We start from the raw sequence: 25,068 nt of genomic DNA, 5'->3' as shown, positions 1-25,068 counted from the left end.
TCCCGTTTTGTTTCACGATCCTGTAACTGGACCGGGGTGTCCCTGACGCGGTGGAAGCCGGAAAAGCCTCAGGGCCTCCTCACCGTAGTGAGAAGGCCCTGAGGCTTGTCTGTGCGCCGCCAGGGACTCGAACCCCGGACCCGCTGATTAAGAGTCAGCTGCTCTAACCAACTGAGCTAGCGGCGCCTGCTGACCTGGAGAACAATACACGGTCCGACGGGATGGTCCGAACCGGGCCTCCCGGCCCGCATCGGAAGATGTCCTGCTTGTGGACATTAGGGTGGTTTGGTGCCCAGTTCTCCTGAGCCCGACCGTCCCGAGCCCGACGACGCGGTTCCCGGCGTCCGGCCCCGCAGCCGCCCGTGCTCCGCCTTCCAGGCAGGGCGGGGGGTGTGGTCGCTCGGTGCCGGTCAGCGGCTCCAGGTGCTGCTGGTGGCGCTCTGGCCGGCCGTGCTCGCGCGCAGTGTGCGGGCGTCGGCCTCGTCCTCCCCGGCCGTGCGCCGGACGGACGATCAGGCATGACCGTGGCGGCCGGTGGCCGGGACCCGTTCCGGGAGGCGGCCCTCGCCCGGATCGTCCTGATCGACGGCACCCCGCTGTACGTCAGGTCCGAGGGCCGGGGCCCGGTCTGTGTGCTCAGCGGCGGCCTGGGAAGCAGCTGGTTCGACTGGGATGCCGTCACCGCCCTGCTCGCACCGCATCGGACCGTGGTGCGCTTCGACCGCCCCGGCTACGGCCTCAGTGCCCCCGCGCGGTTCGTCCCCACGGCGGCACGGGAGGCGGAGCGGATCCGTCAGGTCCTGGACGCCCTCGGTCTGCCCGGCCGCTGCACCGTGGCGGGCCACTCCCTCGCGGGGTTCCACGCGGAGACCTTCGCCCGGCTCCACCCGGAGCGTACGGCCGGGCTGGTCCTGCTGGACAGCAGTGTCGAGACCGGGCCGCGACCGCGTCCCGCTCCCGGCCTGCGCGATCTGACGGCCCGTGCGCTCGCCCAGGCGGCTCGCGCACTCGCGATCCCGTACCTGTTCGGACCGGTCGGACGCCGGACGGTCGCCCGGATGAGTACCGTCCGGCGTGCGGATCCGGCGCCGGTCGAGCTGGTCCGCCGCTGCTATCGGCCGAGTCGGGCGCTGCGGGCGGCCCTGCGGGAGAACGCCGCCTACCTGGATGTCGCCGCCCAGCTCGCCGAGCTGCGCCACAGAGCCCCGCTGCCGCCGGTGCCGGTCACCGTGCTGGCGGCCGACGACGGCGGGGGCTCGCGGCGCAACCGGCGCTGGCTCCAGGCGCAGCGCTCTCTCGCGGACTTGCTCGGGGCCGAGTTCCGTACGGTGGCCCCGGTGGGGCACCTGCTGATGTTCGACCGGCCGGATGCGGTGGCCGCCGCGATCCTGGCCGCCCGCTCACCTGCCTAGCGGCGCAGCACCTTGCGGGCCAGCAGGTTGCCCGTCAGCTGCGCGGCCTCGATCACCCAGGGGTCCACCGAGACCGATCCAGGGGTGGCAGACGGTGGGAGGGGGCGCGATGACGCCTGCCTTGGATCCTATGCATGAAAAGCTGCTCATCCTTAAAATGCAAGGCAGAGTTCATGCTGGTTCAAGAGATCGAAACATTCAGGACCGGAAACGCCTGAGGGCCCCTCCATCGAAGTGGAGAGGCCCTCAGGCTTGTCTGTGCGCCGCCAGGGACTCGAACCCCGGACCCGCTGATTAAGAGTCAGCTGCTCTAACCAACTGAGCTAGCGGCGCTTGCTGACGTCGAAGACTTTACGCGATTTCGCGCGAATCTCCGAATCGTGAGCGGACGGTCACCGCAGGTAGCCCCGGCGGGGCCGGGAGCCTCGCCCCCGCTACGCCTCCGGGTAGTGGCAGGCGGCGGTGTGGTCCTGGCCGGGAGCGGCTTCGGTGAGGACGGGTGTCTCCGTCTCGCAGCGGGCGTGGCGGGTGGCGGGGAGGGCGGCGTAGACGGGGCAGCGGGCACGGAAGGGGCAGCCGGTGCGGCGTTCGGTGGGGGAGGGCGGGTCGCCGGCCAGCAGGATGCGCGTCCGGTTGCGCTCGGCGGCCGGATCGGGCAACGGGACGGCCGAGAGCAGCGCCCGGGTGTACGGGTGCCTGGGCTGTTCGAAGACCGCGTCCACCGCACCCGCTTCGACCGTCCGCCCCAGGTACATCACGCTCACCCGGTCGGAGAGGTGCCGGATCACCGAGAGGTCGTGCGAGACGAAGAGGTACGCAAGCCCGAGCTCGGCCTTGAGCTGTTGCAGCAGGTTGAGCACGCCCGCCTGTACGGACACGTCGAGCGCCGACACCGGCTCGTCCAGGACCAGCAGCTGCGGCGACACGGCCAGTGCCCGCGCGATCGAGATCCGCTGGCGCTGCCCGCCCGAGAACTGGTGCGGGTAGCGCGAGGCGTGGGCGGGTTCGAGCCCGACCTGGCGCAGCAGCTCGGGTACGCGCCTGGCGATCAGCTCGCGCGCCGCTCCCTGGGCCAGCAGCGGCTCGGCGATGATGTCCGAGATCGGCATCCTCGGATCGAGGCTGGCCATCGGGTCCTGGAAGACGATCTGGATGTCGGACCGCAGCCGGTGGGCGCTTGCCCGGTCGAGCTGCGCGGTGTCCTGCCCGAGGAGTTCGATCCGTCCGGCCTCGGGCTTGGCGAGGTGCAGCAGCTCGAAGAGCGTGGTGGACTTGCCCGACCCGGACTCGCCGACCAGCCCCAGTGTCTCGCCGCGCCGGATGTCCAGCTCGACGCCGTCCACGGCGTAGACCTCGCCGACCTTCCGCTTGAACACGCTGCCCTTGAGCACCGGGAAGGTCTTGGTCAGCCCGCTGACCCTGAGCACCGGCTCCCGATCCTCCCGAACCGCGGTGTCGGCGACGGCGGGCGCCACCTCGGGCACCGGGTAGACCTCGCTGGGTGCGGGGGCACGCTCCGCCAGCTCGGCCGACCGGACGCAGGCGGCCAGGTGGCCGTCTGCGTCCGGTCGCCCGAGGAGCTCGGGCTCGACGGTGCGGCAGCGGTCCTCGGCGAGCGGGCAGCGGGCGGCGAAGGGGCAGCCGGGCGGCAGCGCCGCGAGCGAGGGCGGCCCGCCGGGGATCGGGACCAGTGGTCCGCCGCTGGTGTCCAGCCGGGGCACGGCGCCGATCAGGCCGAGGGTGTACGGGTGCTGCGGGCGTGCGAACAGCTCGTCCACGCCTGCCGTTTCGACCACGCGCCCGGCGTACATCACCGCGACCCGGTCGGCCATCCCGGCGATCACGCCGAGGTCGTGGCTGACCAGCACCAGTGCCGCGCCGGTCTCCCGCTGCGCGGTGCGCAGCACGTCCAGGACCTGGGCCTGGATGGTGACGTCGAGGGCGGTGGTGGGCTCGTCGGCGAGCAGGATGTCGGGATCGTTGGCGATGGCCATCGCGATCATCGCGCGCTGGCGCATACCGCCGGAGAACTCGTGCGGGAAGCTGTCGAGGGCTCGGTCGGGCGAGGGTATGCCGACCAGGTCGAGGAGTTCGGCGGCCCGCTTGCGCGCCGCCGCCCTGTCCAGGTCCTGGTGGATGCGCAGGGCCTCGACGATCTGGTCGCCGATCCGGTAGACCGGCGTGAAGGCGGAGAGCGGGTCCTGGAAGACCATCGCCACCTTTCGGCCCCGGATCGCGGAGAGTTCCTTGTTGGGCAGGCCGACCAGCTCGCGCCCGTCCAGCTTCACCGAGCCGCTCACCGCCGCGGTGCCGGGCAGCAGGCCCAGAATCGCCAACGATGTGACGGACTTGCCCGAGCCGGACTCGCCGACGATGCCCAGTGTCTCGCCGCGCCGCAGCCGCAGGTCCACGCCGCGCACGGCAGGGACGCCGGCGAAGTCCACCGTCAGGTCGCTGACCGTCAGAAGATCCGTCTCTACGGCCGTGGTCACTTGGAGCTCCGGGAGGTGCGGCGGGTACGGGACTTGCGTGGCGGCCGGGCGCCTTCCGAGGTGGGGTCGAGGGCGTCGCGCAGCCCGTCCCCGATCAGGTTGATCGCCAGGACGAAGAGCACCAGCAGTGCGGCGGCGAAGTAGAACAGCCAGGGGAAGACGGGTGCCTGGTCGGTCCCGGCGGCGAGCAGGGTGCCGAGCGAGACGTCGGGGGCGCGGACGCCGAAGCCGAAGAAGGAGAGTGCGGTCTCGCTCATCACGGCGGCGCCGACCGCGATGGTGGCGTCCGTGATCAGGAAGGAGGCGACGTTCGGCAGGATGTGCCGGACGATGATCCGCAGCGGCCTGACCCCCATGAACTCGGCCGCCCTGACGAACTCGCGCTCCTTGAGCGAGCGCGTCATCGAGCGGACCACCCGGGCGGTGATCATCCAGTTGAAGGCGGCCAGCAGCGCGACGAAGGCGATCCAGCCTGCCCCGCGCAGCTTGGGCGAGATGATGGTGATGATCAGGAAGCTGGGGAAGACCAGCATCAGGTCCACCAGGAAGGTGAGCGCGCGGTCCGTCCAGCCGCCGAAGTACCCGGCGCAGGCGCCGACCAGCGAGGCCACGACGGTGGAGAAGAGAGCCACCAGCAGACCGATGATCAGCGACTTCTGGAGTCCGCGCACGGTCTGGGCGAAGACGTCCTGGCCGAGACCGTTGGTGCCGAACCAGTGCTGACCGGAGGGGGGTTGGCGGATCGCCAGGTAGTCGGGGGTGACGTAGTTCCAGGGCGTCAGAAACGGTCCGCCGAAGGCGAGCAGGAAGAGCAGCAGCACGATCACCGCGCCGACCAGCACCCCGCGCGCCGCCAGCATCTTGCCCAGCACCAGGCGCAGCCGCCCGGCCGGGGCGGCGTCCTCGACCGCCGGGGCCGGGATGCTGCTCTCTGCGATCACAGTAGTCATGTCAGGTCACGCTCTCCTCAGGACCGTACGCGCGGGTCGAGCGCGGCGTGCAGCACGTCCGCGAGGAAGCCCGAGGCCAGCACCACCACGGCGGCGAACAGGTTCACCGCGACCACCGAGTTGATGTCCTGCTCGTTGATGGCCTGGATGAACCACTCGCCCATCCCGTGCCAGCCGAATATGGACTCGGTGAAGGTGGCGCCGGTGAAGATGCCCAGGAAGCTGTAGGCGAACATCGTCGACATCGGGATGATCGCGGTCCGCAGCCCGTGTTTGAGCAGCGCCCGGTTGCGGGTCAGCCCCTTGGCCTCGGCGGTGCGCAGGTAGTCGGAGCCGAGCACGTCCAGCATGGTGCCGCGCTGGTAGCGGCTGTACATCGCAAGGCCGCCGAGGGCCAGCGAGAGCGTGGGCAGCAGCAGGTGCAGCCCCCAGTCGGCGAGATGGGCACCGATGCCGCCGCTCAGCCCCGGGGTCTCGTACCCGGTGAACGGGATCACCTCGTGGCCGACGGCGTCCTTGGCGGCGATGGCGCCGTTCTTGAGCAGCAGCGCCAGCAGGAAGACCGGAGTCGAGAGCAGGACGAACGAGACGAGTGTCAACGTGCGGTCGGAGATGCGGTACTGGCGTACCGCGCTCCAGGCACCGCCCGCCACGCCGAGCAGCATGCCGAGCAGGCTGCCGATCAGGAGCAGCCGCAGCGAGACGACTATTCGACGGCCGAACTCGGCGTTGACCGAGGTGTTGTGGATGGTCCGGCCCAGGTCGGCGTGGAGCACCAGGTCCTTGCTCCACTTGCCGAAGCGCTCGACCACCGGTGTGTGGTCGTTGATGTTCAGCGCGGTCAACTGCCGGTCCACCGAGGCGGCGGAGGGCCGGGGCTGCTTGGCCTCGAAGTACGTGCGGGGGCCGAGCGCGGTGCAGGAGAGCGCGTACGCAAGGAAGATCGCGACGATCAGCAGAGCGGCGTAGTACCCCAGACGCTTGGCCAGATAGCGGATCACCGCCCACCACCGGGAAAACTGTTCGGGTACCTGCCGGGCATGATCAATGGCCTTCGCTGATCGGGTGCTTGACGCACTTTTGCGCAGCAGTTCTACGGCACGAATGGTTGTTCGTCCAGGGGTCGCGGCGCTTGCAGTCTCACCCGGGTGGGAGAAACCGCAGGTCAGAGTCAATCAGCTGGGTGCTTACGGAGTATTGCGGCGGTGTTTCGCCGCGTTGCGATTCAATCAGGTGTGAACACGGGCCCCTGGTGGCCGGGCTGATCCACTGTTACGTTCCTCCTCGCTGGACACCCAATTGGCTGCCCACGATCAAGGCCTGCCACACCCGGCTGCGCCGAATCGTCGAAGAATCTCCGGGGGAACCCCTCATGGACGCATCCACCACAGCCCGCGGCCTGGGCCGGGCCGCCGTTGTCGCGATCGCCCTGGCGCTGACCGTCACCGGCTGCAGCTCCGGCAGCTCGGGCTCCGGCGGTGATGTGGCCAAGACGGTCGTCCCGACCCAGGACGCCGAGGACAACAACCCGCAGCCGCTGGACAAGATCAAGGACGGCGGCGAGCTGCGGCTGGCCCTCCAGCAGTGGATCACCCAGTGGAACCCGTACCAGGTGGACGGGCGCTACGGCGACGCGGTCGACATCATGGGCTATGTCGAGGCGAAGATCTTCCGCTCGGACGCCAAGGGCGTCTTCCACCCGGTGCCGGAGTACCTGACCTCGGCCGAGCTCACCTCCGCCTCGCCGCAGGTGGTGACGTACAAGGTCAACCCCAAGGCCAAGTGGTCGGACGGCAAGCCGATCTCCTACGAGGACTTCAAGGCGGTCTGGCAGGCGGCCAACGGCAAGGCCCCCGGCTACAACATCGCCGACCCGTCCGGCTACGAGCAGATATCCAGCGTGGAAAAGGGTGCCGACGACCAGGAGGTCAAGGTCACCTTCAGCTCGCCGTACGCCGACTGGCAGAACCTCTTCAAGCCGCTGGTGCCGGCCTCCATGCTCGCCAACGCCGATGTGTTCAACAACGGTTCGGTGGAGAAGGTCGCGGTCTTCGGCGGACCGTTCAAGATCGGCAGTATGGACAAGAGCGCGCAGACCGTCACGCTCGTCCGCAACCCCGACTGGTGGGGCACCCCGGCCAAACTGGACAAGATCACCTTCCGGGTGATGGACACCCCCGCGATCACCCAGGCCTTCCTCAACAACGAGGTCGACGAGGCCCCGGCGGGCAACGCCACCGCGTACGGCCAGCTCAAGGACGCCAAGGACACGGTGATCCGCACCGGCACCCCGTGGGACGAGGTGCACATCTCCTTCGGTGGCAACGGTGCGGTGGCCGACCAGACGGTCCGGCAGGCGATCGGCCGGGCGGTCGACCGCGACGCGCTGATCAAGGTGGTCAACCAGGGGGTGCCGGTCGAGTTCAAGAAGCTCGACAACCACCTCTACATGACCAACCAGGCCGGCTACCAGAACAACTCGGGCGACTGGGCCAAGTACTCCCCGGACGTCGCCAAGGGCCTTCTCGACAAGGCGGGTTGGAAGGAGGCCGCGGCCGGACAGCCGCGCACCAAGGACGGCCAGCCGCTGGAACTGCACTTCGTGCTGAGCGACGGCTCGACCCAGGCGCAGCTGGACATGGTCTCCGCCATCCAGAACATGCTGCAGCAGGTCGGGATCAAGATGGACATCGACAAGGTGTCCAGCAAGGAGTACTTCACCAAGTACATCAACCAGGGCAAGTTCGACCTGGCCACCTGGCGCAACACCGGCTCCTTCCCGCTCTCCAACGGTGTGGGCAACTTCCGTGCCCCCGAAGGCGACAACGTGTTCGGGAACTACTCCAAGCTCAGCACCCCCGAGATCGACTCGCTGCTGAAGAAGGCCGCGGGCACGCTCGACCGGAACGAGGCCGACAAGCTCTACAACGAGGCCGACGCCAAGATCTGGGAGCTCGGCCACACCATCGAGCTCTACCAGCGGCCGAGCATCCTGGCCGTCCGTAAGGGGCTGGCCAACGAGGGTGCCAGCAGCCTGGCGGACACCGACATCGCCAAGGTCGGCTGGGAGAAGTGACCGCTCGTCACTGAGCGCATGACGACCAGCAGGCGGCGCTGGCGAGCAGCGCGGTGATCACGAGGCCGGTGGTGCGGACACGGGAGGGCGGTGGATCCGCTTCCTTGTCCCGCCATCGGCCTTGACCTTCCGCGTTGCTCGCAGACCGCCCGTGTCGTCTTTCCAACGTGGGAGGGAATCTATCGAGCCGATCGGGGCGGACAGGACACCTTCCACAGGGCACGCCCGGGAGCCATCGAGCTGTCACCCGGTTCGCGCACTGCACCGTCAACTGTCGCTGACGGGAGCCCAAAACGGTTGGAACCAGGCCACACGGCGTGCCGCAGCGGTACGTGCACCGGGCGTTTGGGGGTGCCAGGATCGCGCTGACGCGACCACCCCGAGCAAGGCGGCACCATGACGGCCTTTTCACCCTGATCGTGCCCGGCGAGACGGTCGCGGCCGCCACCGTCGCCGTGCAGTCCGGGCTGGACGAGCACGAGGCACTCGCCCGGCTGCTGGCCATCGCGGCCGGTGGCCTGCTGCTCTGCTTCGGTGCCTGGTGGATCTACTTCGCCGAACCGATCCACGGCCATCTGCGTTCCAACCGGCAGGCGTTCGTCTGGGGCTACGGGCACTACCCGGTCTTCGCCTCGGCGGCCGCGATCGGCTCGGGCCTCGAGGTCGCGGTCGAGTACGCGGCCGGCCAGGCGCACGTCTCCGCCGGGGCGGCCACGGCCGCGGTGACGGTACCGGCGGCGCTGTACCTGCTCACGGTCTGGCTGCTGCACGCCCGGCACGTCAAGCGGGGGCTGCCCAACTGGTCCTGCCGATCGCCGCGGCGGCCACGCTGACCTGCACCTTCGCCGGGGCGAACGGCGTCCTGGCGGCGGGCCTGGTCGTCGCCGCCACGGTAGCCACCGGGATCACCCTGCGGGCCCGGCAGGGCTGACTGTCGGTGTCCCGTGTGAGCATGGCGTCTTCCGCGACCAGAGGAGAACAGCAATGCCGTCCGCCCACGAACAGCTCGCCGACCTGCCGTACGGGCACCTGCTCGGACCGCACACCGGGCCGCTCGGCAAGGACACCCGGTACGACACCGCCCACTTCGACGGCGGCAGTTACGAGGACCAGGCGGCGAACGGCGCGAGCTTCCTGGAATGCGCCTTCACCGGCGTGGAGCTGAGCGGCGTCAAGCTCCGCCAGGCCAGGTTCAACGAGATCTGGGTGCAGAACAGCCGCTGGGTCGCCGTCTCCGCACCCGAGAGCGAGTGGCAGGACGCCGAACTGCTCGGCACCGTGCTGGCCGGAGTCTCGGCGTACGGGGCGGCGCTGCGCCGGGTGGTGTTCCGGCGCTGCAAGCTGGAGTCCGTCAACCTGCGCGGCGCGGTGCTGCGCGATGTCGTCTTCGAGGACTGCCTGCTGCGCGATGTCGACTTCGGTGAGGCCAGGTTGACCGACTGTTCGTTCCCCGGGAGCTCCCTGGAGGAGGTCCGCCTCGGCACCGCCGGGCTGCGCCAGGTGGACTTGCGCGGCGCCGTGCGGCTCGGACTTCCCGACGGGCCGCAGGGGCTGCGCGGCGCACTCATCTCCACAACCCAACTCTTCGAGCTGGCGCCGCAGTTCGCCCAGGCTCTGGGGATCACCGTTCAGGACCGCTGACATTCCGTTCATCTCGTCGTAGCGAGGCGAAGCGGCGGCGAACAGTCCGACAAACCTTGCTGCACAACCATGGCCTACCGCCCGGACCTGCGCAAAGATGTCGCGCGATCGGTGGCGTGGACACAACGTGTGTGCACAACATCGCGACTGAAGGGATGGTCGGCCGAGATGGCTGAGCTGAGTCGTAGGAAGTTCATGGCGCTGTCCGCGAGTGCGGCGGCGAGTGCGGCGGTGGCGGGTTCGGCGGCGGGTGGCACCGCGACCGCCGCGGCAGCGGGCCTGAGCACCACCGGCACCATCACCGATGCCCAGCACATCGTGATCCTGATGCAGGAGAACCGCAGCTTCGACCACTACTTCGGCACCCTCAAGGGAGTGCGCGGCTTCGCCGACCGCAGCGCCATCCAGATCGCCGGCGGCTACAGCGTCTTCAACCAGCCCAACGGCCTGTTCTCCCGCCAGTACCCGTGGGCCTTCAACCCCGGCGGCTCGGGCCCCGGTTCCACCGCGGAGACCCGGGCCCAGTGCAACGGCGACCTCTCGCACGCCTGGTCCGACCAGCACAAGGCCTGGAACGGCGGCAAGATGGACTCCTGGGTGTCCGCCAAGGGCACCGTCCGCACCCTCGGCTACCTCCAGCGCTCCGACATACCCTTCCACTACGCGCTGGCCGACAACTGGACCATCTGCGACGCGTACTTCTGCTCGGTGCTCAGCGCCACCGGCCCCAACCGCACCTACCACTGGAGCGGAATGATCGACCCGTCGGGCAGCGCCGGTGGCCCGGCGTACGACGGCGGCGACGAGAAGGGCCTGCACTGGCAGACCTACGCGGAGGCGCTGGAGAACGCCGGAGTCAGCTGGAAGGTCTACCAGAACGCCTCCGACAACTTCGGCGACAACGCCCTCGCCTACTTCAACCAGTTCAGCGGTGCCCCGGCGGGCAGCGCGCTGGCCGTCAAGGGCATGGGCTCCGTCCCCAAGGTCACCGGCAGAACCCCGGACGACATCGCCGCCGCCATCAAGGCCGACGTCCTGGGCGGCACGCTCCCGCAGGTCTCCTGGATCGTCGCCGACCAGCAGTCCTCCGAGCACCCGTATGCGACGCCCGAGGACGGCGCGCACTTCGTGCACATGGTGATGGACGCCCTGAACGCGGACGCAGGCGTCTTCAACTCCACCATCCTGCTGATCAATTACGACGAGAACGACGGTTTCTTCGACCACGTCCCCCCGCCGACCGCTCCCGCCGGCACACCGGGCGAGTTCTACAACGGCACCAACATCGGTCTCGGCTTCCGCGTCCCGCTGATCGCCATATCGCCCTGGAGCCGCGGCGGTTGGGTCAACTCCGAGGTCTTCGACCACACCTCGGTGCTGCGCTTCCTGGAGACCTGGACGGCCGCGATGGGCACGCCCGCCAGGTGCGTCAACATCAGCGACTGGCGCCGCAAGGTCTGCGGCGACCTCACCGGCGTCTTCGACTTCGCCAACCCGGTGTACGGGATGCCCTCGCTGCCCGACACCTCGCAGACCATAGGCCTGTCCACCTGCGGCCCGCAGCTCAACCCGTCGCCGGGCAACAACGCCCTGCCGGCGCAGGAGCCCGGCACCCGCCCGGCCCGCGCCCTGCCGTACCAGCCGAACGCCAACCTCGACCACCTGGAGTTCGGCTCCGGCGGGGTGATGAAGGTCTGGCTGAAGATGGCCAACGAGGGCGCGGCGGCGGTCAACCCGGCCCACTTCGCGGCCTACGCCAACGCCTACCGCAGCGGCGGCCCGTGGCAGTACACGGTCGACCCGGGCGGCAACCAGAGCGACTTCTTCAACTGCGGCACCAACTTCGGCAACGGTCCCTACGACCTGAGTGTCACCGGGCCCAACCGTTTCCTGCGCCGCTTCAAGGGCGACGCCACCAAGCCGGGCAAGTCGGTCACCGTCACCGCGTCCTACGCGAACGCCTCGGACACCGGTCAGCCGGCGATCTGGTTCAAGCTGGACAACGCGGGCAGCGCACCGGTCACCTTCACCATCGCGCCCAACGCCTACCGCACCGACGGCCCCTGGGCCTACACCGTCCCGGCCGGCGGCAGCACCAGCGACTACTTCAACGCGGTTGCGTACAACAACGGCTGGTACGACTTCACCGTGACGGTCGACTCCGACCCGAGCTGGTCCCAGCGCTTCTCCGGTCACCTGGAGACCGGCTCCCCCAGCATCAGCGGCTGACCCGTCGAAGCCGGAGAGCCCCTCCCCGCCGGGGAGGGGCTCTCTTCGTCCACCGACCGGGCGGAGAGCACCGAGCGACCTCTTTCACGTCGCTGACCTCGGCGTTCGCCCCCGACATGCGCTGCCCGACAGCCGGTGCCACAGTGGTCGCAGCCCATCGTCCATCGCATCCCGAGGAGGAGACATGGGCCTCAAGGACAGGTTCCACGACAAGGCGCAGGAGCTGAAGCAGCAGGCGAAGGCCGCTCTCGGCGACAAGCCGGAACAGGCGTCGGACGCAATCTCGCAGAAGGCCGAGAAGGCGAAGGACACCACCGACGAGACCCTTGAGCAGGGGCAGCAGAGCGAAGACCGTGACGACTGGTGACCCGAGCGCGCTGCACCACCGGGGCGGCCCCCGTGCAGGGCCACCCCGGTGGCATGCGGGGCGGCGTAGTGTGACAGTGAGGGCAGCCCATCGTCCGATCGGACCAGAGGAGGAGACATGGGCATCTTGAACAGGCTCCGCGGAAAGCCCCATCCGCACGAGGACCCGGCACAGCGCGCGGCCATCGCCCACGACGAGGCGGCCGACGCCTTCGGCGACGAGGCCGAGAAGGCCCGCCAGCAGGCCCAGCACGAGGCCGACCTCGCCGAGCAGGACGCCAGGCGGGCTGCGGACATGACCGCCGAGGGCGATCCCTGGGACTGACCGTTCAGGGCGCGGGGGCTGTGCGAGCAACCCTGGTACCTCCGTCCAGGGTTGGCCGTGCAGCTCTGTGCGCCCTCGGGTCCGCGCGCTGAGTCAGCGCGGTGGCAGCGGTGGGCGGCGCAGGTCGGGCCGGGGGACATCGGGCGGCGGCGGTACGGCGGCCGGGGTGTCCTCCAGCAGGTCCATCGCCAGGCGGACGGCCGTGAGCAGCTCGGTGTGGTGGCTCCTGGCCCAGTCGTGGGGGGAGCGCAGCACCTCGATGTCCGGGTCCACCCCGTGGTTCTCCACCGAGAAGCCGATGCCACCGGTGAACCAGGAGGCGTTCTTCGGTACCGAGATCTGTGTCCCGTCGCCGAGGGAGTGCCGCCCGGTCATCCCGACCACCCCGCCCCAGGTGCGGCTGCCGACCACGGGGCCGATGCCGAGCTGTTTGATCGCGGCGATGATGATGTCGCCGTCCGAGCTGGTGGCGTGGTCGGCCAGCGCCACCACGGGGCCGCGCACCGCATCCCTGGGCCAGCGGACTGGCTCCCGGCCCCGGCTGAAGTCCCAGGCCAGCACCCGGCGGCCGAGTTTCTCCAGCACCAGCTCGGAGACGTTCCCGCCGGCGTTGCCCCGGACGTCCAACACCACGGCGGGCCGGTCGAGTTCGCGTCGCAGGTCGCGGTTGAACTGGGCCCATCCCGAGCCGCCGAGGTCCGGGATGTGCAGATAGCCGCAGTGGCCGTCGCTGAACTCCCGGACCAGGTGCCGCCGTTTGATCACCCAGTCCTGGTAGCGGATCGGCCGTTCGTCGGACAGCGGGGTCACCGCGATCCGCCGCAGGCGGCCGTGCGGTCCGCAGCGGAGGGTGAGTTCGATGGTGGATCCGCCGGTGCCGGCCAGCAGCGGGGCCGGGCCGCGCGCCGGGTCGGGCGGGCGTCCGGCGACGGCGACGAACTCGTCGCCGTCCCGCAGGCCGTAACCGGCGAGCGGGGCACGCGCCCGGGGGTCGGAGGATTCCCCGGGGAGGATGCGGTCGACCAGCCACCGCCCGTCGGGCGCCCGGTGGACGTTGGCACCGAGCAGGCCGAGCGGCTGCTGGACGGGCGCCGGGCCCTCGCCCCGCCGGGCGGGTGTGACGTACGCGTGCGAGGTGCCCAGCTCACCGAGGAGTTCGCGCAGCAGATCGGCGAAGTCGTCGGGGGAGGCGATGCGTTGGAGCAGCGGCTCGTACTGTTCGACCAGTGCGGGCCAGTCGAGGCCGCACATCGCCGGGTCCCAGAACTGGTCCCGGACGATCCTGGCCGCCTCGTGGTACGACTGGCGCCACTCCTCGGCGGGATGCACGGTGTGCGTGATCCGGCGCAGGTCGATGTTCAACGGCATGGCGGGGGAACCGACTTGGTAGAGCTGAAGAGAGCCCGCCGAGTAGACCGAGATCGCGCTTCCGTCGCCGGAGACCGAGAAGCCGTCCAGCTTGTCCACCACCGTGCTGCGGGTGCCGTGCGCCAGGTCGAAGTACTCGAGTGCCGGGCGGCCGGAGATGTCGGCCGGGTTGACGAAGGTCTGGCCGAGGGCCCCGGAGATCGGCCAGCGCAGCCAGACGACGCCGCCGCGCACCGCCGCCGTGGCCGAGTACTTGGAGGCGATCACCGGGAAGGCCGTCAGCCGGGTGGACAGTCCGGGTGCGTCCACCCGCACCGTGCCGTCGCCCTGTGCCACCTCCGGGTCCAGGCCCACCGGGGGCCGCCCGTCGACGGGGGAGGCGAACGGCGACGGGGTGTCGGCCGCCAGCGGCACCAGGTAGGGGCGGCAGCCGAGCGGGAAGGACAGGTCCCCGGTGTGCACGTCGTGCACCGGGTCGAAGCCGCGCCAGGAGAGGAAGACCAGGAAGCGGCCGTCCCTGGTGAACACCGGGTGCTCGTCCTCGAAGCGGCCGCCGGTCACGTCGATCACATGATCCGGCGCATCCACCCTGGCCAGCTTGATACTGCGCAGCGAACGCCCCGCCGTCGGCTGGGACCAGGTCAGCCAGCGCGAGTCCGGCGAGAAGGACGGGCTGGTCACCGGCCCGTACGGGGAGGCGGCCACCTCCCGGACGGTGCCGTCGACGGTGGTGACCAGCAGCAGCCGTCCGTCCGAGGCGGCCACCGCCAGGGTGTGGCCGTCGGGGGTGGCGGCCAGCTCCAGTACCCGGCCGATCCGGCCGGCGGCGATCCTGCGGGGCGGAGCGCCCTCGGGGTCGGCGCCCTGGCTGCCGTCCGGGCCCTTGGCCGCGTCGGCGCGTGAGGGCAGCGCGGCCAGCTCGATCGCGTCGGCGCCCTCGGCGTCGGTGACCCAGGCGGTCTGGCCGGTGTGGCCGAGCAGCACCGGCAGCCTGGTCCGCACGCCGGGCGTGTCGGCGAGTACCCGGGCGGGGCCGTCCCGGTGGCTGAGCCAGTACTGGCTGCCGCGCACGGTGATCACGCCCGCCCGGCCGGTGGCGTCGCAGAGCAGGTCCTTGACCTGGGTGGCGGCCGTGACCTGGTACGGGCGGCGCCCGGCCCGCGAGCCGCCGAGCGGGACCTGGAGCCGGCGCGGGTGCGGGGCGTCCAGGTCGTCCAGCAGCCAGAGGTCGCCGGCGTGCTGGTAGACGATGCGGGTGCCGTCGCTGGCGGCCTCACGTGCGTAGTAGGTGGCGTGGTCGGTGTGGCGGCGCAGGTCGGTGCCGTCGGGGCGGCAGGAGTAGAGATTGCCGACGCCCTCGTGGTCCGAGAGGAAGGCGATCCGGTCGCCGACCGGCATGGGGGAGGCGAGGTGCCCGGGGTGGCCGGGGAGCAGCTGGGTGCGGTCCAGCCAGAGGCGGCCGGTGGCGCCGCCCCGGTAGCGCTTCCAGGCGGCGGGTTCGTGCGGGGCGGCGGCCGTCAGCAGCACCGTGTGCTCGCTGCCGACCTGGGCGTCGTTGACCGGGCCCCACGGCATCCGGCGGCCCGGCGAGCCGTCCTGGGGCAGCGCGTGCGCCCAGGTGTAGTGGGAGAACGGCTCGTGGTACGAGGTCACCGCGAGGATCTCGCCGTCCGGCAGCCAGCCGCGCACCCGGGTGTCCTGGCTGCCCCAGTACGTCAGCCGGGCCGCCTCGCCGCCTTCGGTGGGAGCGGTCCAGACCTCGGGGGTGAGGGACTGCCAGCTGGTCCAGGCGATGACCGCGCCGTCGGGGGAGATCCGGGGGTGGCTGACCCTGGTCCGGTCGCAGCTGACCCGCCAGGCCCGGCCGACCGTGCCGTCCCCGGCGAGCGGGGCGGCCCAGACGTCGTCCTCGGCGGTGCAGGTGAGCAGGCCCCCGCGCAGGTGCGGGTATCTCAGATAGCCGGGCGAGGTCACCACTCCATGCTTCGGCGGCCGGTGGTGGGCCGCAACCCGGGTTGCTCCTCACGTCTCGTCAGCCGGACGGCGCGCCAGAAGGCGGCGACTGCCGGGCCATTGACACCCGGTGCGGCGATTCGCTTCAGTGGTCTAGTCCAAATGGGACGCTGCGCGCTCCCCGCCGACCCCATCCGGCGCACCGGACACCCCCATGTATCGAGGCAGGAGCATCCCCACATGCGAACTCCCCGAACAGCCTCGCTCGGACGCCGGCTGACCCCGCGAACGCCTCAGGGCCTCCCCACCGGAGTGGAGAGGCCCTGAGGCTGTCTGTGCGCCGCCAGGGACTCGAACCCCGGACCCGCTGATTAAGAGTCAGCTGCTCTAACCAACTGAGCTAGCGGCGCCTGCTGACGAAGAGAACATTACCTGGTCAGCGGCCGAAATCTCCAATCGGCTCCGAGGTGGTCCGGCGCCCGGGGGCGGCGCCCGGTGTCAGTCGGCGGACCACGGGGTGATCACGGCCTTGCCCCGGACGCGCCCGGCCTCGACCAGGCGGTGGGCGTCGGCGGCCCGGTCGAGCGGGAAGGTCGCGGAAACCTCCGGGCGGAGTGAACCCGCCTCCCACCGCCGGACCCGGTCGCCGCAGTCGCGGTCGCGGGCAGCATCGGCCTGCCCAGACGGCTGGTCGCGGTACTGGAGAACGAGGGCCTGTTCAACGACGTCACCGCGATCGTGGTCTACTCACTGGCCATCGAGGCGGTCGTCAGCGGCGACTTCTCGCCCGCCCACGCGGCGCTGCGCTTCGTTCTCTCCGCCGTCCTCGCCGTGGTCATCGGCATCGCGCTGGGCTGGCTCAACGCCAGGCTGGCCGGGATGCTGGAAGACCCCACCCAGCAGGTCGCGCTCAACCTGCGCGCGGCCGCCGAGGTCGAGCAGGAGATGATCGCCGCCTCCCGCCGTGAGGTGCTGAGGGCCCGTGGGGAACTCGGGGCCGATCCGGAGATCGCCGACCAGGTGATGCGGGGTCTCGACCTGCGATCGAGGCGCAAGTGACGCTGCGCCAGAACGCGTAGCCGGGACGCGTAGGCTTTGCCGGGGCAGGCCGTCAACGGAGTCGGCGCACACAGCACCCGCTACCGCCGGACCCTCGCGCAACCCTCCCCGCTGGGCCCTGCCGGTATCTGAGAATCCGGATGAGTCAAGGAGCAACCAATGACGGAGAACCCTGTCGGCGGCCGTACCCCGCTGGACCGGCTGCCGCAGTGGACGGCACTGGCCAAGCACCGGGAGGAGATCGGGCAGCAGCATCTGCGCGAGCTGTTCGCCGCGGACCCCGAGCGCGGCAACCGCTACACCGTCGAGGTCGGCGACCTCCGGGTGGACTACGCCAAGCACCTGGTCAACGACGACACCCTGCGTCTGCTGCGCGAGCTGGCCGAGGCTACCGGTGTCGCCGAACTGCGCGACGCCATGTTCCGCGGCGAGAAGATCAACATCACCGAGGACCGGGCCGTCCTGCACACCGCCCTGCGCGCCCCGCGCGACGCGGTGATCGAGGTGGACGGCGAGAACGTCGTCCCCAAGGTGCACGCCGTGCTGGACAAGATGGCCGCCTTCGCCGAGCAGGTCCGCTCGGGCAAGTGGACGGGCCACACCGGCAAGCGGATCAGGAACATCGTCAACATCGGCATCGGCGGTTCCGACCTCGGTCCGGCGATGGCCTACGAGGTCCTGCGCTCCTACACCCAGCGCGACCTCCGGGTCCGCTTCGTCTCCAACGTGGACGGCGCCGACCTGCACGAGGCGCTGCGCGACCTGGACGCCGCCGAGACGCTGTTCATCGTCGCCTCCAAGACCTTCACCACGATCGAGACCATCACCAACGCGATCTCGGCGCGGAACTGGCTGCAGACCGAGCTGCGCAGCGGACTCGACGCGGTCGCCAAGCACTTCGTGGCGCTGTCAACCAACGCCCGGGGCGTCGCCGACTTCGGCATCGACGTGCAGAACATGTTCGAGTTCTGGGACTGGGTCGGCGGCCGCTACTCCTACGACTCGGCGATCGGCCTCTCGCTGATGATCGCGATCGGCCCGGAGAACTTCCGGCAGATGCTGGACGGCTTCCACCTGGTCGACGAGCACTTCCGCACCGCGCCGCCGGAGCAGAACGTCCCGCTGCTGCTCGGGCTGCTCGGTGTCTGGTACGGCGCGTTCTTCGACGCCCAGTCGCACGCGGTGCTGCCGTACTCGCACTACCTCTCCAAGTTCACCGCCTACCTCCAGCAGCTGGACATGGAGTCCAACGGCAAGTCGGTGGACCGCCAGGGCAACCCGGTGAACTGGCAGACCGGCCCCGTGGTCTGGGGCACCCCCGGCACCAACGGCCAGCACGCCTACTACCAGCTGCTGCACCAGGGCACCAAGGTCATCCCGGCCGACTTCATCGGATTCGCCAAGCCGGTCGCCGACCTGCTGCCCGGCCTGGTCGCACAGCACGACCTCCTGATGGCCAACTTCTTCGCCCAGACCCAGGCGCTCGCCTTCGGCAAGACCCCCGAGGAGGTCGCGGCGGAGGGCGTCCCGGCGGAGCTGGTCCCCCACAAGACCTTCAAGGGCAACCACCCGACCAGCACCATCCTGGCCACCGAGCTCACCCCGTCGGTGCTCGGTCAGCTGGTCGCCCTGTACGAGCACAAGGTCTTCGTCCAGGGGGCGGTCTGGAACATCGACTCCTTCGACCAGTGGGGCGTCGAGCTCGGCAAGGTGCTCGCCAGGCGGATCGAGCCGACGCTGCTGACCGGCGAGGGCCTGGAGCAGCTGGACAGCTCCACGGCCGCGCTCGTGGAGCGCTACCGTTCGCTGCGCGGTCGCTGACGATCGTCGGGGCCACTCCTGCCGGGGGTGGCCCCTCGACCGTGCTTCCGTACCCGGATACGCCGAAGGGCCTCTCGCTGCTGCGAGAGGCCCTTCGGCTGTCTGTGCGCCGCCAGGGACTCGAACCCCGGACCCGCTGATTAAGAGTCAGCTGCTCTAACCAACTGAGCTAGCGGCGCCTGCTGACAGAGAAGACTTTAGCAGTGCCCTCGGGCGGAACCAAAATCGAATACCGCCCTGCCGGGGCTCAGGCCGAGGGGAGCGGCCCGGGCTCGTCCTCGGGATCCACGAGCCCGGAAGGCCACGGCCCACGCGGTGCGGGCGTCGCGCCGCCCGCCTGGGCGGCCGGGCTCCGGGAGGCGCGGACGCAGGCCCAGAGCACCGTGGCGGCGCCCGGCAGCCAGGGCTCGCGGGTGTCCGGCGCGACGATCCAGCGGCCCGCGCCCTGGCCGGGGGAGTCCGGCGCGTCCACCATCCGCTGCACCGGCGGGACGGTCACCGCGTCGCCCGCCCCGTGGCAGAGCAGCGGTGGCACCTCGCGCGCCCACTCCTCCCAGGCGAGCAGGGTCCGCAGCCGGGGCGCGGCCCCCGGCTGGACGAAGAGCAGGGTCCGGCCCCGGAACAGGGCGACAGGACCGCAGCCCGGGCCGGAGGTCCACAGCTCGTCCAGGACCCTGCGGCCGAACACCGAGGGCATGCTGATCACGTCGAAGACCCGGCCACAGGGCAGGACCGACGGAGCCCACGGCCGTGACTCCCACAGGGCTCGCATGCTGCGCGGGTACTCGCTCGCGGAGGCCAGCCACACCTCGCCGGCGACCGTGACGTACTCCACGGATTGATAGGTCCAGATGTCCACGTGCAGCAGGGTGACGCCCGGCCCGTGCCCGGCGGAAGGAAAGCCGCGTTTGCCGGACAGCACGGGGTGCGGGGGCGTACCCTTACCGCCCGCATATGCCAGTGGCGAGTGAACCCGCAGGTCCGGCGCCTCCCGACGCCCGCCTCGGTACCCGCCTCAGTGCTCGCCGACGGCCTGCTGCCGCAGCAGGGTGCGGCCGTAGTCGACCATTCTGGCGGCATAGTCCGGCGTCCACTCGACCCGCTCGGCGATCTCGGCGGGGGAGAGCGCGTCGAAGCGGCGGGTGTCGGCGAGCTGCGCCGCCGCTATCGCCTGGAAGTCGGTGGCACGTTCGGCGGCGGCTCGGAAGGCCAGCGTCAACTCGGTCGAGCGGCGCAGCAGTTCGGCCGGATCATCAATGGACTCCAGATCGAAGAAGCGCTCCGGCTCGGGCTCGCCCGCCTGCGGCTCGAAGAGCAGCTGGGCCGGACGCAGTCGGCGGACGGGGGTGCCCGGACCCGGTACGGCCGGCTCGCTGGGGCCGCTCTGGATACGCTGGCCGCTCTGGCCGGAGACCGGTGAGTGGCGATCGGGCATGGGGGGACACCTCCGGGGTGGTGGGTGGGCGCTGCCTCGGGGCACGGGTGGCCGGTATGGGCAACCGGTATCGGCCGCCGTCCATTGTCGCTCGGCGGCGGCCCGTAGCGGAACGGTGTGAGAGCAGGGCGCTATTCCCGGTCCGCGCGCCCGGGTGGCGACGCCTCCCTGGTCGCTACGGTGCGTGTCCGGACGGGGGCGGTGCGCTGCGGCGGGGTGTCCGGAGCGGGGCGCCTGCGGCGGGGCGGGGCAGACGCGGCACATTGACCGGTCGTCAGGACGCGGGGGAGCGCAGGAGCTCACAGCCGGATCCGGTGCTCCTCCAGGTGCTGCAGCACGCAGTGGTTGGCCTCCCAGCCGTCCGGGAACTTGACGGTGACGCCGAGTTGCACCGGCTCGGTGGCCGGATGCTCGTCCAGCAGATCGGCGATCCCGGCCCGGGCCACCACGATGCAGGCGTGCCGGTGTCGGGAGGCGAGGACGCAGAGCCGACCGGTCTCCAGGTGGAAGGCCGTCGCGTCCGGGCGGCCGGAGAGCGGATGGAGGACGACGGTGACGTCGTACTCCCGGCCCTGTAGGCGGTTGGCGGTGTCCACCGTGACGGCGGGCCCGGCGGCGGAGTCCACCGGCACGCCGAGGCCGGTCAGCGCCGCGCGGACGGCGGCGGCCTGGTCCCGGTGCGCCGTGCCGACGGCGATCCGGTCGGCGGTGAGGGGTCTGCCGCTCTGCTCGGAGTGGGCGGTGAGGCCGCGCTCCAGCAGGCGTCGGACGGTGCCCGCCACGGCGGCGACGGCCTGCGGATCCGTCCGTACGGTGTGCCGGGCGGGCAGCTCCAGCAGCGCCCAGCCGTGCTCGGACGCCTCGTCGATCGCCGCGTCCAGCGCCGAACCGTCCGCAGGGACACCCGCAGTCAGCCGCCGGTCCTCGGGGCCGGTGCCGGAGCGGAACGGCGCGTACGGGTAGAACGCCGAGGAGATGAGAGGTGCGGCCGTGGCGGGCAGCCGCCAGGAGACCGGCAACCGGTGCGGCTGGATCTCCGGGTTGTGTGCGAGGAGCGTGACCACCGCGCTGCTGGACGGGTCGTACGAGAGCCCCGCCCACTGGTCCGTACCGACCACCGTGAACGGGTCGAGCTGGCCGGGATCGCCGACGAACAGCGCCCGCTCGAACAGCCGCGCCACCGCGAGCAGCGCGTCCGAACGCATCTGGTACGCCTCGTCGACGATCGCGTGCCGCCACGGCGCCTCGGCCTTCACCCACTGCCACTTGGCCGCCGTGGAGACCACCACGTCGTGCTCCAGCAGATCGCCGACCTTGTCGGACGGGGTCACATTGCCGTGCCGCAGCACCTCGGCCGACGGGCGCGAGTCGCTCGCATGCAGCCGGCCGATGCTCAGCTCCGGACCCTTCTCGGCCAACCTGCCGACCAGGTCGTCCACCTGACTGTTCGTCTGCGCGACGATCATCAGCCGCTCGCCCGCGCCGACCAGCTCCTTGGCGGCCTTCACCACCAGCGTCGACTTGCCGGCGCCGGGCGGCGAATCCACCACCACACCGCGCGGCCCACCCGGGGCCGGGCGGACGGTGGCCTCCAGGATCCTGGCCACGGCGGCATCGGCTGCCGCACCCGGGGAGGCGGCAGCGGCGGCGGACTTCGGGCCGAAGGTGTGCGGGTCGGAGGTCATGGTGCTGGTCATTCCCAGTCTTCGGCGGCGATGGGCGAACGGTCGGCGGCGCCCGGCGGGCCACCGTGTGTCCAGGGGGTGTCGTCCGGATCGGGCAGCGGCGCGGACTGACGTGGCGCCAGCTCGAAGAGGGTGAAGGTGATCCGGTCGCCGGGCTCCGGCAGACTGCCCGGCTCGGGCTCCTTCTTCCGGCCCATCCCGGACAGCACCCGGACGGTGACGGTGCCCTCGGCCGGATCGGACCCGACGACCACGGCCTTCTGCGCGGACTGCCAGTTGGCCCGGTGCACTTCGCGGCCCGGATCGGCGTGCGGGCGGTCGGTGGTGCGGACGGTGACCAGCGGACGGGGCTTGGGCGAGCGACCCGAGGTGTCGTAGTCCGGCGTCACCTCGGTGACCGTGCCCGCGAACGCCTCGCCCGCCAGGCGGCACTCGGCCATCGCCAGCGGATCGTCCAGCGCCTCCTGGACGTCCAGCCTGCTCTGCTCGCGCTCGCGCTGGGCCAGCTTGCGGGCGGCGGTGACGGCATCGTCCTGCTTCGGCTGCGGAGGCTCCCCGGCGGCCAGCCGGTCCCGATGGCCGGTGTAGGACCAGCGGTCGGACTCCCAGCGCTCGGCGAGGTGAGCGGCCGGCGGCAGCGCGTACAGCAGGTCGAGGCCGCGCCAGACGTCGTGCCAGGTGGGGAGCAGCACCTGCTCCAGAACGGAGTGCAGGTGCTCGGACGCCTCCTTGACGCGGAGGCGGGCCTGCTCGGCCTGCGCGGCGTCGACGTGCTGAACGGTGCCTGCGTCCTGAACGGTGCCGGCGGGGCGCCCGGTGTGCTCGGGGTCCTCCCGGAGGGCGGCCAGGGCGGTGTCGTGGCGGGTGATCGCCGGAGCGAGCACCAGCTCGTCGAAACGCGGGTCGGTGACCGGACCGCCCGGCGGGTGGGTGAGCTGGTTGTGGACATCCCGTTCGGTCTCCGCCAGCAGTGCCGTCCGGGCGGCGGTCAGGCCGGGGCGGGGGAAGTGCCAGGCCAGCTGGGCGGCGAGGTGCTGGTCCTCCAGGTGGCTCTGCCCGGTCGCCCAGTGGCGGGCCAGCAGGGCCGTCATCGGCAGCAGCAGACTGGAGCCGGGCACCTGGGCCCGCTCGGTGAGATGCGTCAGCCATCGCCCCAGCAGCGGCACCTGAGTCGGCGCCGGGTACGGGCCCGGGTCGGCGTCCTCCACGGTGCGCCGGAACCGGGTGGACCGGCCGAGCAGTGCCAGGTGCTGGACGCAGGCGCTGTTGGGGACGATCAACTGGGGCGCATCGGTGCAGAGTTCACGGAAGACCTGAGTCTTCTCGCCCGTCTGCGGATCCTTTTCCGAACCCTCGATCTGCTCCACCTCACCGCCGAAGGACTCCAGGTAGGGGAGCAGATCCGCGGCGAGCCGGGCCAGAAAGTCGAAGCGCTGAGTGCGGTTGAGCGGCTGCGGCACGATGTGCAGACGCGGTGCCTGCCGGTCGGTGCCGAGCAGCACGGCGAGCGGCGCCCCCGACTCGCCGGCTGTGGCGAGCGGGACCAGCACCATCGGCCGCTCGGAGAGATGACGGTGCCGCACCGTCGCCAGCGGCTCCGCCCGCCCGCTGCGGACGGCCTCCAGCCGGGCCAGCGTGCTCAGCAGACTCATCGGGCGGACCCCCTGGCGGAGTTGGCGGAGTCGGTGAGGCTGGTGAGGTTGGTGAAGCCGACGGAGCTGCGAGTGCGGCGGGTGCCGGGGGCGGCGGTGGCCGGACCGGGCGGTCGAGTGCGGCGCGCGGTCATCCGGCGGTCCCTGCCAGAGCCTCGGCGCGCAGCGCGGCAGCGTGCGCCAGACGGGCGGCGGCCTCGTCCTCCTCCGTCTGTTCGGTCTCCTCGGTCTGCTCGCTCCGTTCGGCGGATCCGCCGCCGTGTGCCGCTGCCGCCAGCGCCTCGGTGACGGTACGCAGGCTGCCGAGCTCGCCGCGTACGCCCCGGCCGAGTTGCTCGACCGAGTCCGCGCAGCGGGCCTGGGCCCGGCAGTGGAAGCCGAGTTCGCAGCTGGAGAGGCAGTCCGGGCTGTAGGCGGCGGGCAGTGCCGCCACGGCGCCGGCCAGCTCCTCGGTGGGGCGGGTCGGGCTGCCGGCCTCGTCCGGCGCCAGGTCGAAGGTGGTGCCCGGCGGCAGGGCGGCCAGCAACTCCTCGATCCGGGTCAGCCGGGTGAGCTGGCGGCGCGTCGTGGCCAGCTCACGGCGGATGTCCACGGTGACGGCCGTCGGCCGGTTGCTGAAATCCTTCGGGCAGACCAGCAGCACGCTCAACTCCGGGCTGCCGGGCAGCTCCTGCTTCGCGTACGGCGAGTCGGCGACCGCCCGCCCGGCCGTCGCGGCCGCCGCCTCCTGGAGCGCCAGCACGTACACCGCCGCCTGCCGGGCTGCGGCGCCGACCTTCGCCGGATCGGCGGAGCCGTCGAGGACGGGGAACGACTTGATCTCCACGACGCTGCAGCGGCCACCGTGCACCACCACGGCATCCGGCTCCAGGTAGGCCGGACTCCCGGCCACGGTGAGCCGCAGCATCGGGTGGTCGAGCAGTGTCCAGGCTGCCGGTGCGGACGCGGCCTCGGCCAGCGCCTCGCGGGTGCGCTCGGCCCGGACCGCGGGCGTGGAACGGACCAGCAGATCGGGCACCGTCAGCGCAGTCGCCTCGGGCGGCAGCCCCAGGTGGCGGCGGAGCGGCTCCAGCAGGGCGGCGTACCCGTCGTCCTTGAGCCGGGCCTCGAAGACAATGCCCCGGGCTATGGCGAACGGAGACTGGCCGAACGGCGCGGCATGGCCCAGCCGCCCGGCGACGGCGGCCTTGTCCACCCCGGCGGAGTCCAGTACGGCGCGGCGGCGGCAGCCCGGGTTGGCGGCGAGCGCGGCCAGGGCGCGGGCGTCGAGGCTGCGCTGCGGCGCCCGGCCGCGCAGCTCGGAGAGCCGCTGCGCCAGCGGCTCTGCCTGCCCGATGGTCGAGACGTTCATGGTGCGGCCCAGTGTCGCATCCGGGGCCGACAATCCGGGGCGGAACGCCTCGGCCCGGGCGGGCCCTGTCCGGCGGGGGTTCTCCCGGCCCCTGAAGAGCTCGGCATGGCCGGCTTCCGGGGTGCCGACCGGGCTCCGCGCGGGCTTGTGCGGCTGGAGGGTGGGCCGGTACCGCGAGGCGGCCGAAGGGTGGGGGATCATGGTGCTCGGCGACTCGACGGTGAGCCCGGCCGCACCCCACCATGGCTATCCG

Annotated in this window: 18 protein-coding genes, 4 tRNA genes and 3 pseudogenes; 10 read left to right on the top strand and 15 right to left on the bottom strand. The window is 71.3% G+C overall.

Annotation, left to right across the window (positions count from 1 at the left end):
* Positions 1-112 precede the first annotated feature (112 nt).
* Positions 113-186 (bottom strand) — tRNA-Lys (locus P3T39_RS17595).
* Positions 187-288: 102 nt separating this feature from the next.
* Here P3T39_RS17595 and P3T39_RS17590 point away from each other — a divergent pair.
* Positions 289-522: a hypothetical protein gene (locus P3T39_RS17590; RefSeq protein ID WP_280698638.1), complete on the top strand. Its 234-nt coding sequence runs from the start codon at positions 289-291 to the stop codon at positions 520-522.
* A complete protein-coding gene (locus P3T39_RS17585; protein ID WP_280698636.1) occupies positions 519-1,412 on the top strand; it encodes an alpha/beta hydrolase in 894 nt (297 codons plus the stop codon). Before P3T39_RS17590 ends, P3T39_RS17585 begins: the two co-directional genes overlap by 4 nt.
* 259 nt (positions 1,413-1,671) lie before the next feature.
* On the opposite strand, the gene P3T39_RS17580 is transcribed toward P3T39_RS17585, so the two are convergent.
* The 4 genes from P3T39_RS17580 to P3T39_RS17565 all read right to left on the bottom strand — a co-directional run bounded on the left by P3T39_RS17580 (position 1,672) and on the right by P3T39_RS17565 (position 5,855).
* Positions 1,672-1,745, bottom strand: a tRNA-Lys gene (locus tag P3T39_RS17580).
* A 101-nt stretch (positions 1,746-1,846) separates the two neighbouring features.
* On the bottom strand, positions 1,847-3,904 hold the full coding sequence (locus P3T39_RS17575; protein WP_280698634.1) for an ABC transporter ATP-binding protein: 2,058 nt from the start codon (positions 3,902-3,904) through the stop codon (positions 1,847-1,849).
* Positions 3,901-4,854, bottom strand: coding sequence for an ABC transporter permease (locus P3T39_RS17570; RefSeq protein WP_280698632.1), 954 nt, complete (start codon positions 4,852-4,854; stop codon positions 3,901-3,903). Before P3T39_RS17570 ends, P3T39_RS17575 begins: the two co-directional genes overlap by 4 nt.
* A gap of 17 nt (positions 4,855-4,871) precedes the next feature.
* Complete coding sequence (locus P3T39_RS17565) at positions 4,872-5,855, bottom strand: ABC transporter permease (protein WP_280698629.1); 984 nt, start codon at positions 5,853-5,855, stop codon at positions 4,872-4,874.
* 371 nt (positions 5,856-6,226) lie between these two features.
* On the opposite strand from P3T39_RS17565, the gene P3T39_RS17560 reads away from it, so the two are divergent.
* From P3T39_RS17560 to P3T39_RS17535, 6 genes and pseudogenes are all read left to right on the top strand, one after another.
* Positions 6,227-7,930: an ABC transporter family substrate-binding protein gene (locus P3T39_RS17560; protein WP_280698627.1), complete on the top strand. Its 1,704-nt coding sequence runs from the start codon at positions 6,227-6,229 to the stop codon at positions 7,928-7,930.
* Positions 7,931-8,331: 401 nt separating this feature from the next.
* Positions 8,332-8,861, top strand: a pseudogene (locus P3T39_RS17555) (low temperature requirement protein A); the annotation flags it as partial.
* A 53-nt stretch (positions 8,862-8,914) separates the two neighbouring features.
* Positions 8,915-9,571 (top strand): pentapeptide repeat-containing protein, encoded by a 657-nt coding sequence (locus tag P3T39_RS17550; protein ID WP_280698625.1) that lies wholly within the window; start codon positions 8,915-8,917, stop codon positions 9,569-9,571.
* Between the two features lie 168 nt (positions 9,572-9,739).
* The gene (locus tag P3T39_RS17545) at positions 9,740-11,800 is read left to right on the top strand and encodes a phospholipase C, phosphocholine-specific (RefSeq protein ID WP_280698623.1); all 2,061 of its coding nucleotides are present in this window, start codon (positions 9,740-9,742) and stop codon (positions 11,798-11,800) included.
* Between the two features lie 184 nt (positions 11,801-11,984).
* Positions 11,985-12,167 carry a hypothetical protein gene (locus P3T39_RS17540; RefSeq protein ID WP_280698620.1) on the top strand — a complete coding sequence of 61 codons (183 nt, stop codon included), beginning with the start codon at positions 11,985-11,987 and terminating at the stop codon, positions 12,165-12,167.
* A gap of 117 nt (positions 12,168-12,284) precedes the next feature.
* A complete protein-coding gene (locus P3T39_RS17535; protein ID WP_280698618.1) occupies positions 12,285-12,491 on the top strand; it encodes a hypothetical protein in 207 nt (68 codons plus the stop codon).
* Positions 12,492-12,584: 93 nt separating this feature from the next.
* Here the strand turns inward: P3T39_RS17535 and P3T39_RS17530 are convergent, their stop codons facing one another.
* The 3 genes and pseudogenes from P3T39_RS17530 to P3T39_RS17520 form a co-directional block, all read right to left on the bottom strand.
* Complete coding sequence (locus tag P3T39_RS17530) at positions 12,585-15,833, bottom strand: S41 family peptidase (RefSeq protein WP_280698615.1); 3,249 nt, start codon at positions 15,831-15,833, stop codon at positions 12,585-12,587.
* 315 nt (positions 15,834-16,148) lie between these two features.
* Positions 16,149-16,222 (bottom strand) — tRNA-Lys (locus P3T39_RS17525).
* Positions 16,223-16,310: 88 nt separating this feature from the next.
* Positions 16,311-16,394 (bottom strand): annotated as a pseudogene (locus tag P3T39_RS17520) (hypothetical protein); the annotation flags it as partial.
* A 48-nt stretch (positions 16,395-16,442) separates the two neighbouring features.
* Between P3T39_RS17520 and P3T39_RS17515 the strand changes: the two are divergent.
* Positions 16,443-16,730: pseudogene (locus tag P3T39_RS17515) on the top strand (cation:proton antiporter); the annotation flags it as partial.
* Positions 16,731-17,030: 300 nt separating this feature from the next.
* Complete coding sequence (gene pgi / locus P3T39_RS17510) at positions 17,031-18,692, top strand: glucose-6-phosphate isomerase (RefSeq protein WP_280698613.1); 1,662 nt, start codon at positions 17,031-17,033, stop codon at positions 18,690-18,692.
* A 105-nt stretch (positions 18,693-18,797) separates the two neighbouring features.
* Here the strand turns inward: pgi and P3T39_RS17505 are convergent.
* From P3T39_RS17505 to P3T39_RS17475, 7 genes are all read right to left on the bottom strand, one after another.
* A tRNA-Lys gene (locus tag P3T39_RS17505) sits at positions 18,798-18,871 on the bottom strand.
* A gap of 68 nt (positions 18,872-18,939) precedes the next feature.
* A complete protein-coding gene (locus P3T39_RS17500; RefSeq protein ID WP_280698609.1) occupies positions 18,940-19,551 on the bottom strand; it encodes a bifunctional DNA primase/polymerase in 612 nt (203 codons plus the stop codon).
* A gap of 156 nt (positions 19,552-19,707) precedes the next feature.
* Positions 19,708-20,127 (bottom strand): hypothetical protein, encoded by a 420-nt coding sequence (locus P3T39_RS17495; protein ID WP_280698607.1) that lies wholly within the window; start codon positions 20,125-20,127, stop codon positions 19,708-19,710.
* A 299-nt stretch (positions 20,128-20,426) separates the two neighbouring features.
* Positions 20,427-21,812 carry an AAA domain-containing protein gene (locus P3T39_RS17490; protein WP_280698912.1) on the bottom strand — a complete coding sequence of 462 codons (1,386 nt, stop codon included), beginning with the start codon at positions 21,810-21,812 and terminating at the stop codon, positions 20,427-20,429.
* Positions 21,813-21,820: 8 nt separating this feature from the next.
* On the bottom strand, positions 21,821-23,464 hold the full coding sequence (locus P3T39_RS17485; protein ID WP_280698605.1) for a hypothetical protein: 1,644 nt from the start codon (positions 23,462-23,464) through the stop codon (positions 21,821-21,823).
* Positions 23,461-23,598, bottom strand: coding sequence for a hypothetical protein (locus P3T39_RS17480; protein WP_280698603.1), 138 nt, complete (start codon positions 23,596-23,598; stop codon positions 23,461-23,463). Before P3T39_RS17480 ends, P3T39_RS17485 begins: the two co-directional genes overlap by 4 nt.
* A complete protein-coding gene (locus P3T39_RS17475; protein WP_280698910.1) occupies positions 23,595-24,815 on the bottom strand; it encodes a hypothetical protein in 1,221 nt (406 codons plus the stop codon). Before P3T39_RS17475 ends, P3T39_RS17480 begins: the two co-directional genes overlap by 4 nt.
* Between the last annotated feature and the right edge of the window lie 253 nt (positions 24,816-25,068).

Origin of the sequence: Kitasatospora sp. GP82 (assembly GCF_029892105.1) — a bacterium.
In the GTDB taxonomy this organism is placed as follows: Bacteria; Actinomycetota; Actinomycetes; order Streptomycetales; family Streptomycetaceae; genus Kitasatospora.
This window is presented reverse-complemented; position numbering and strand designations above follow the sequence as displayed.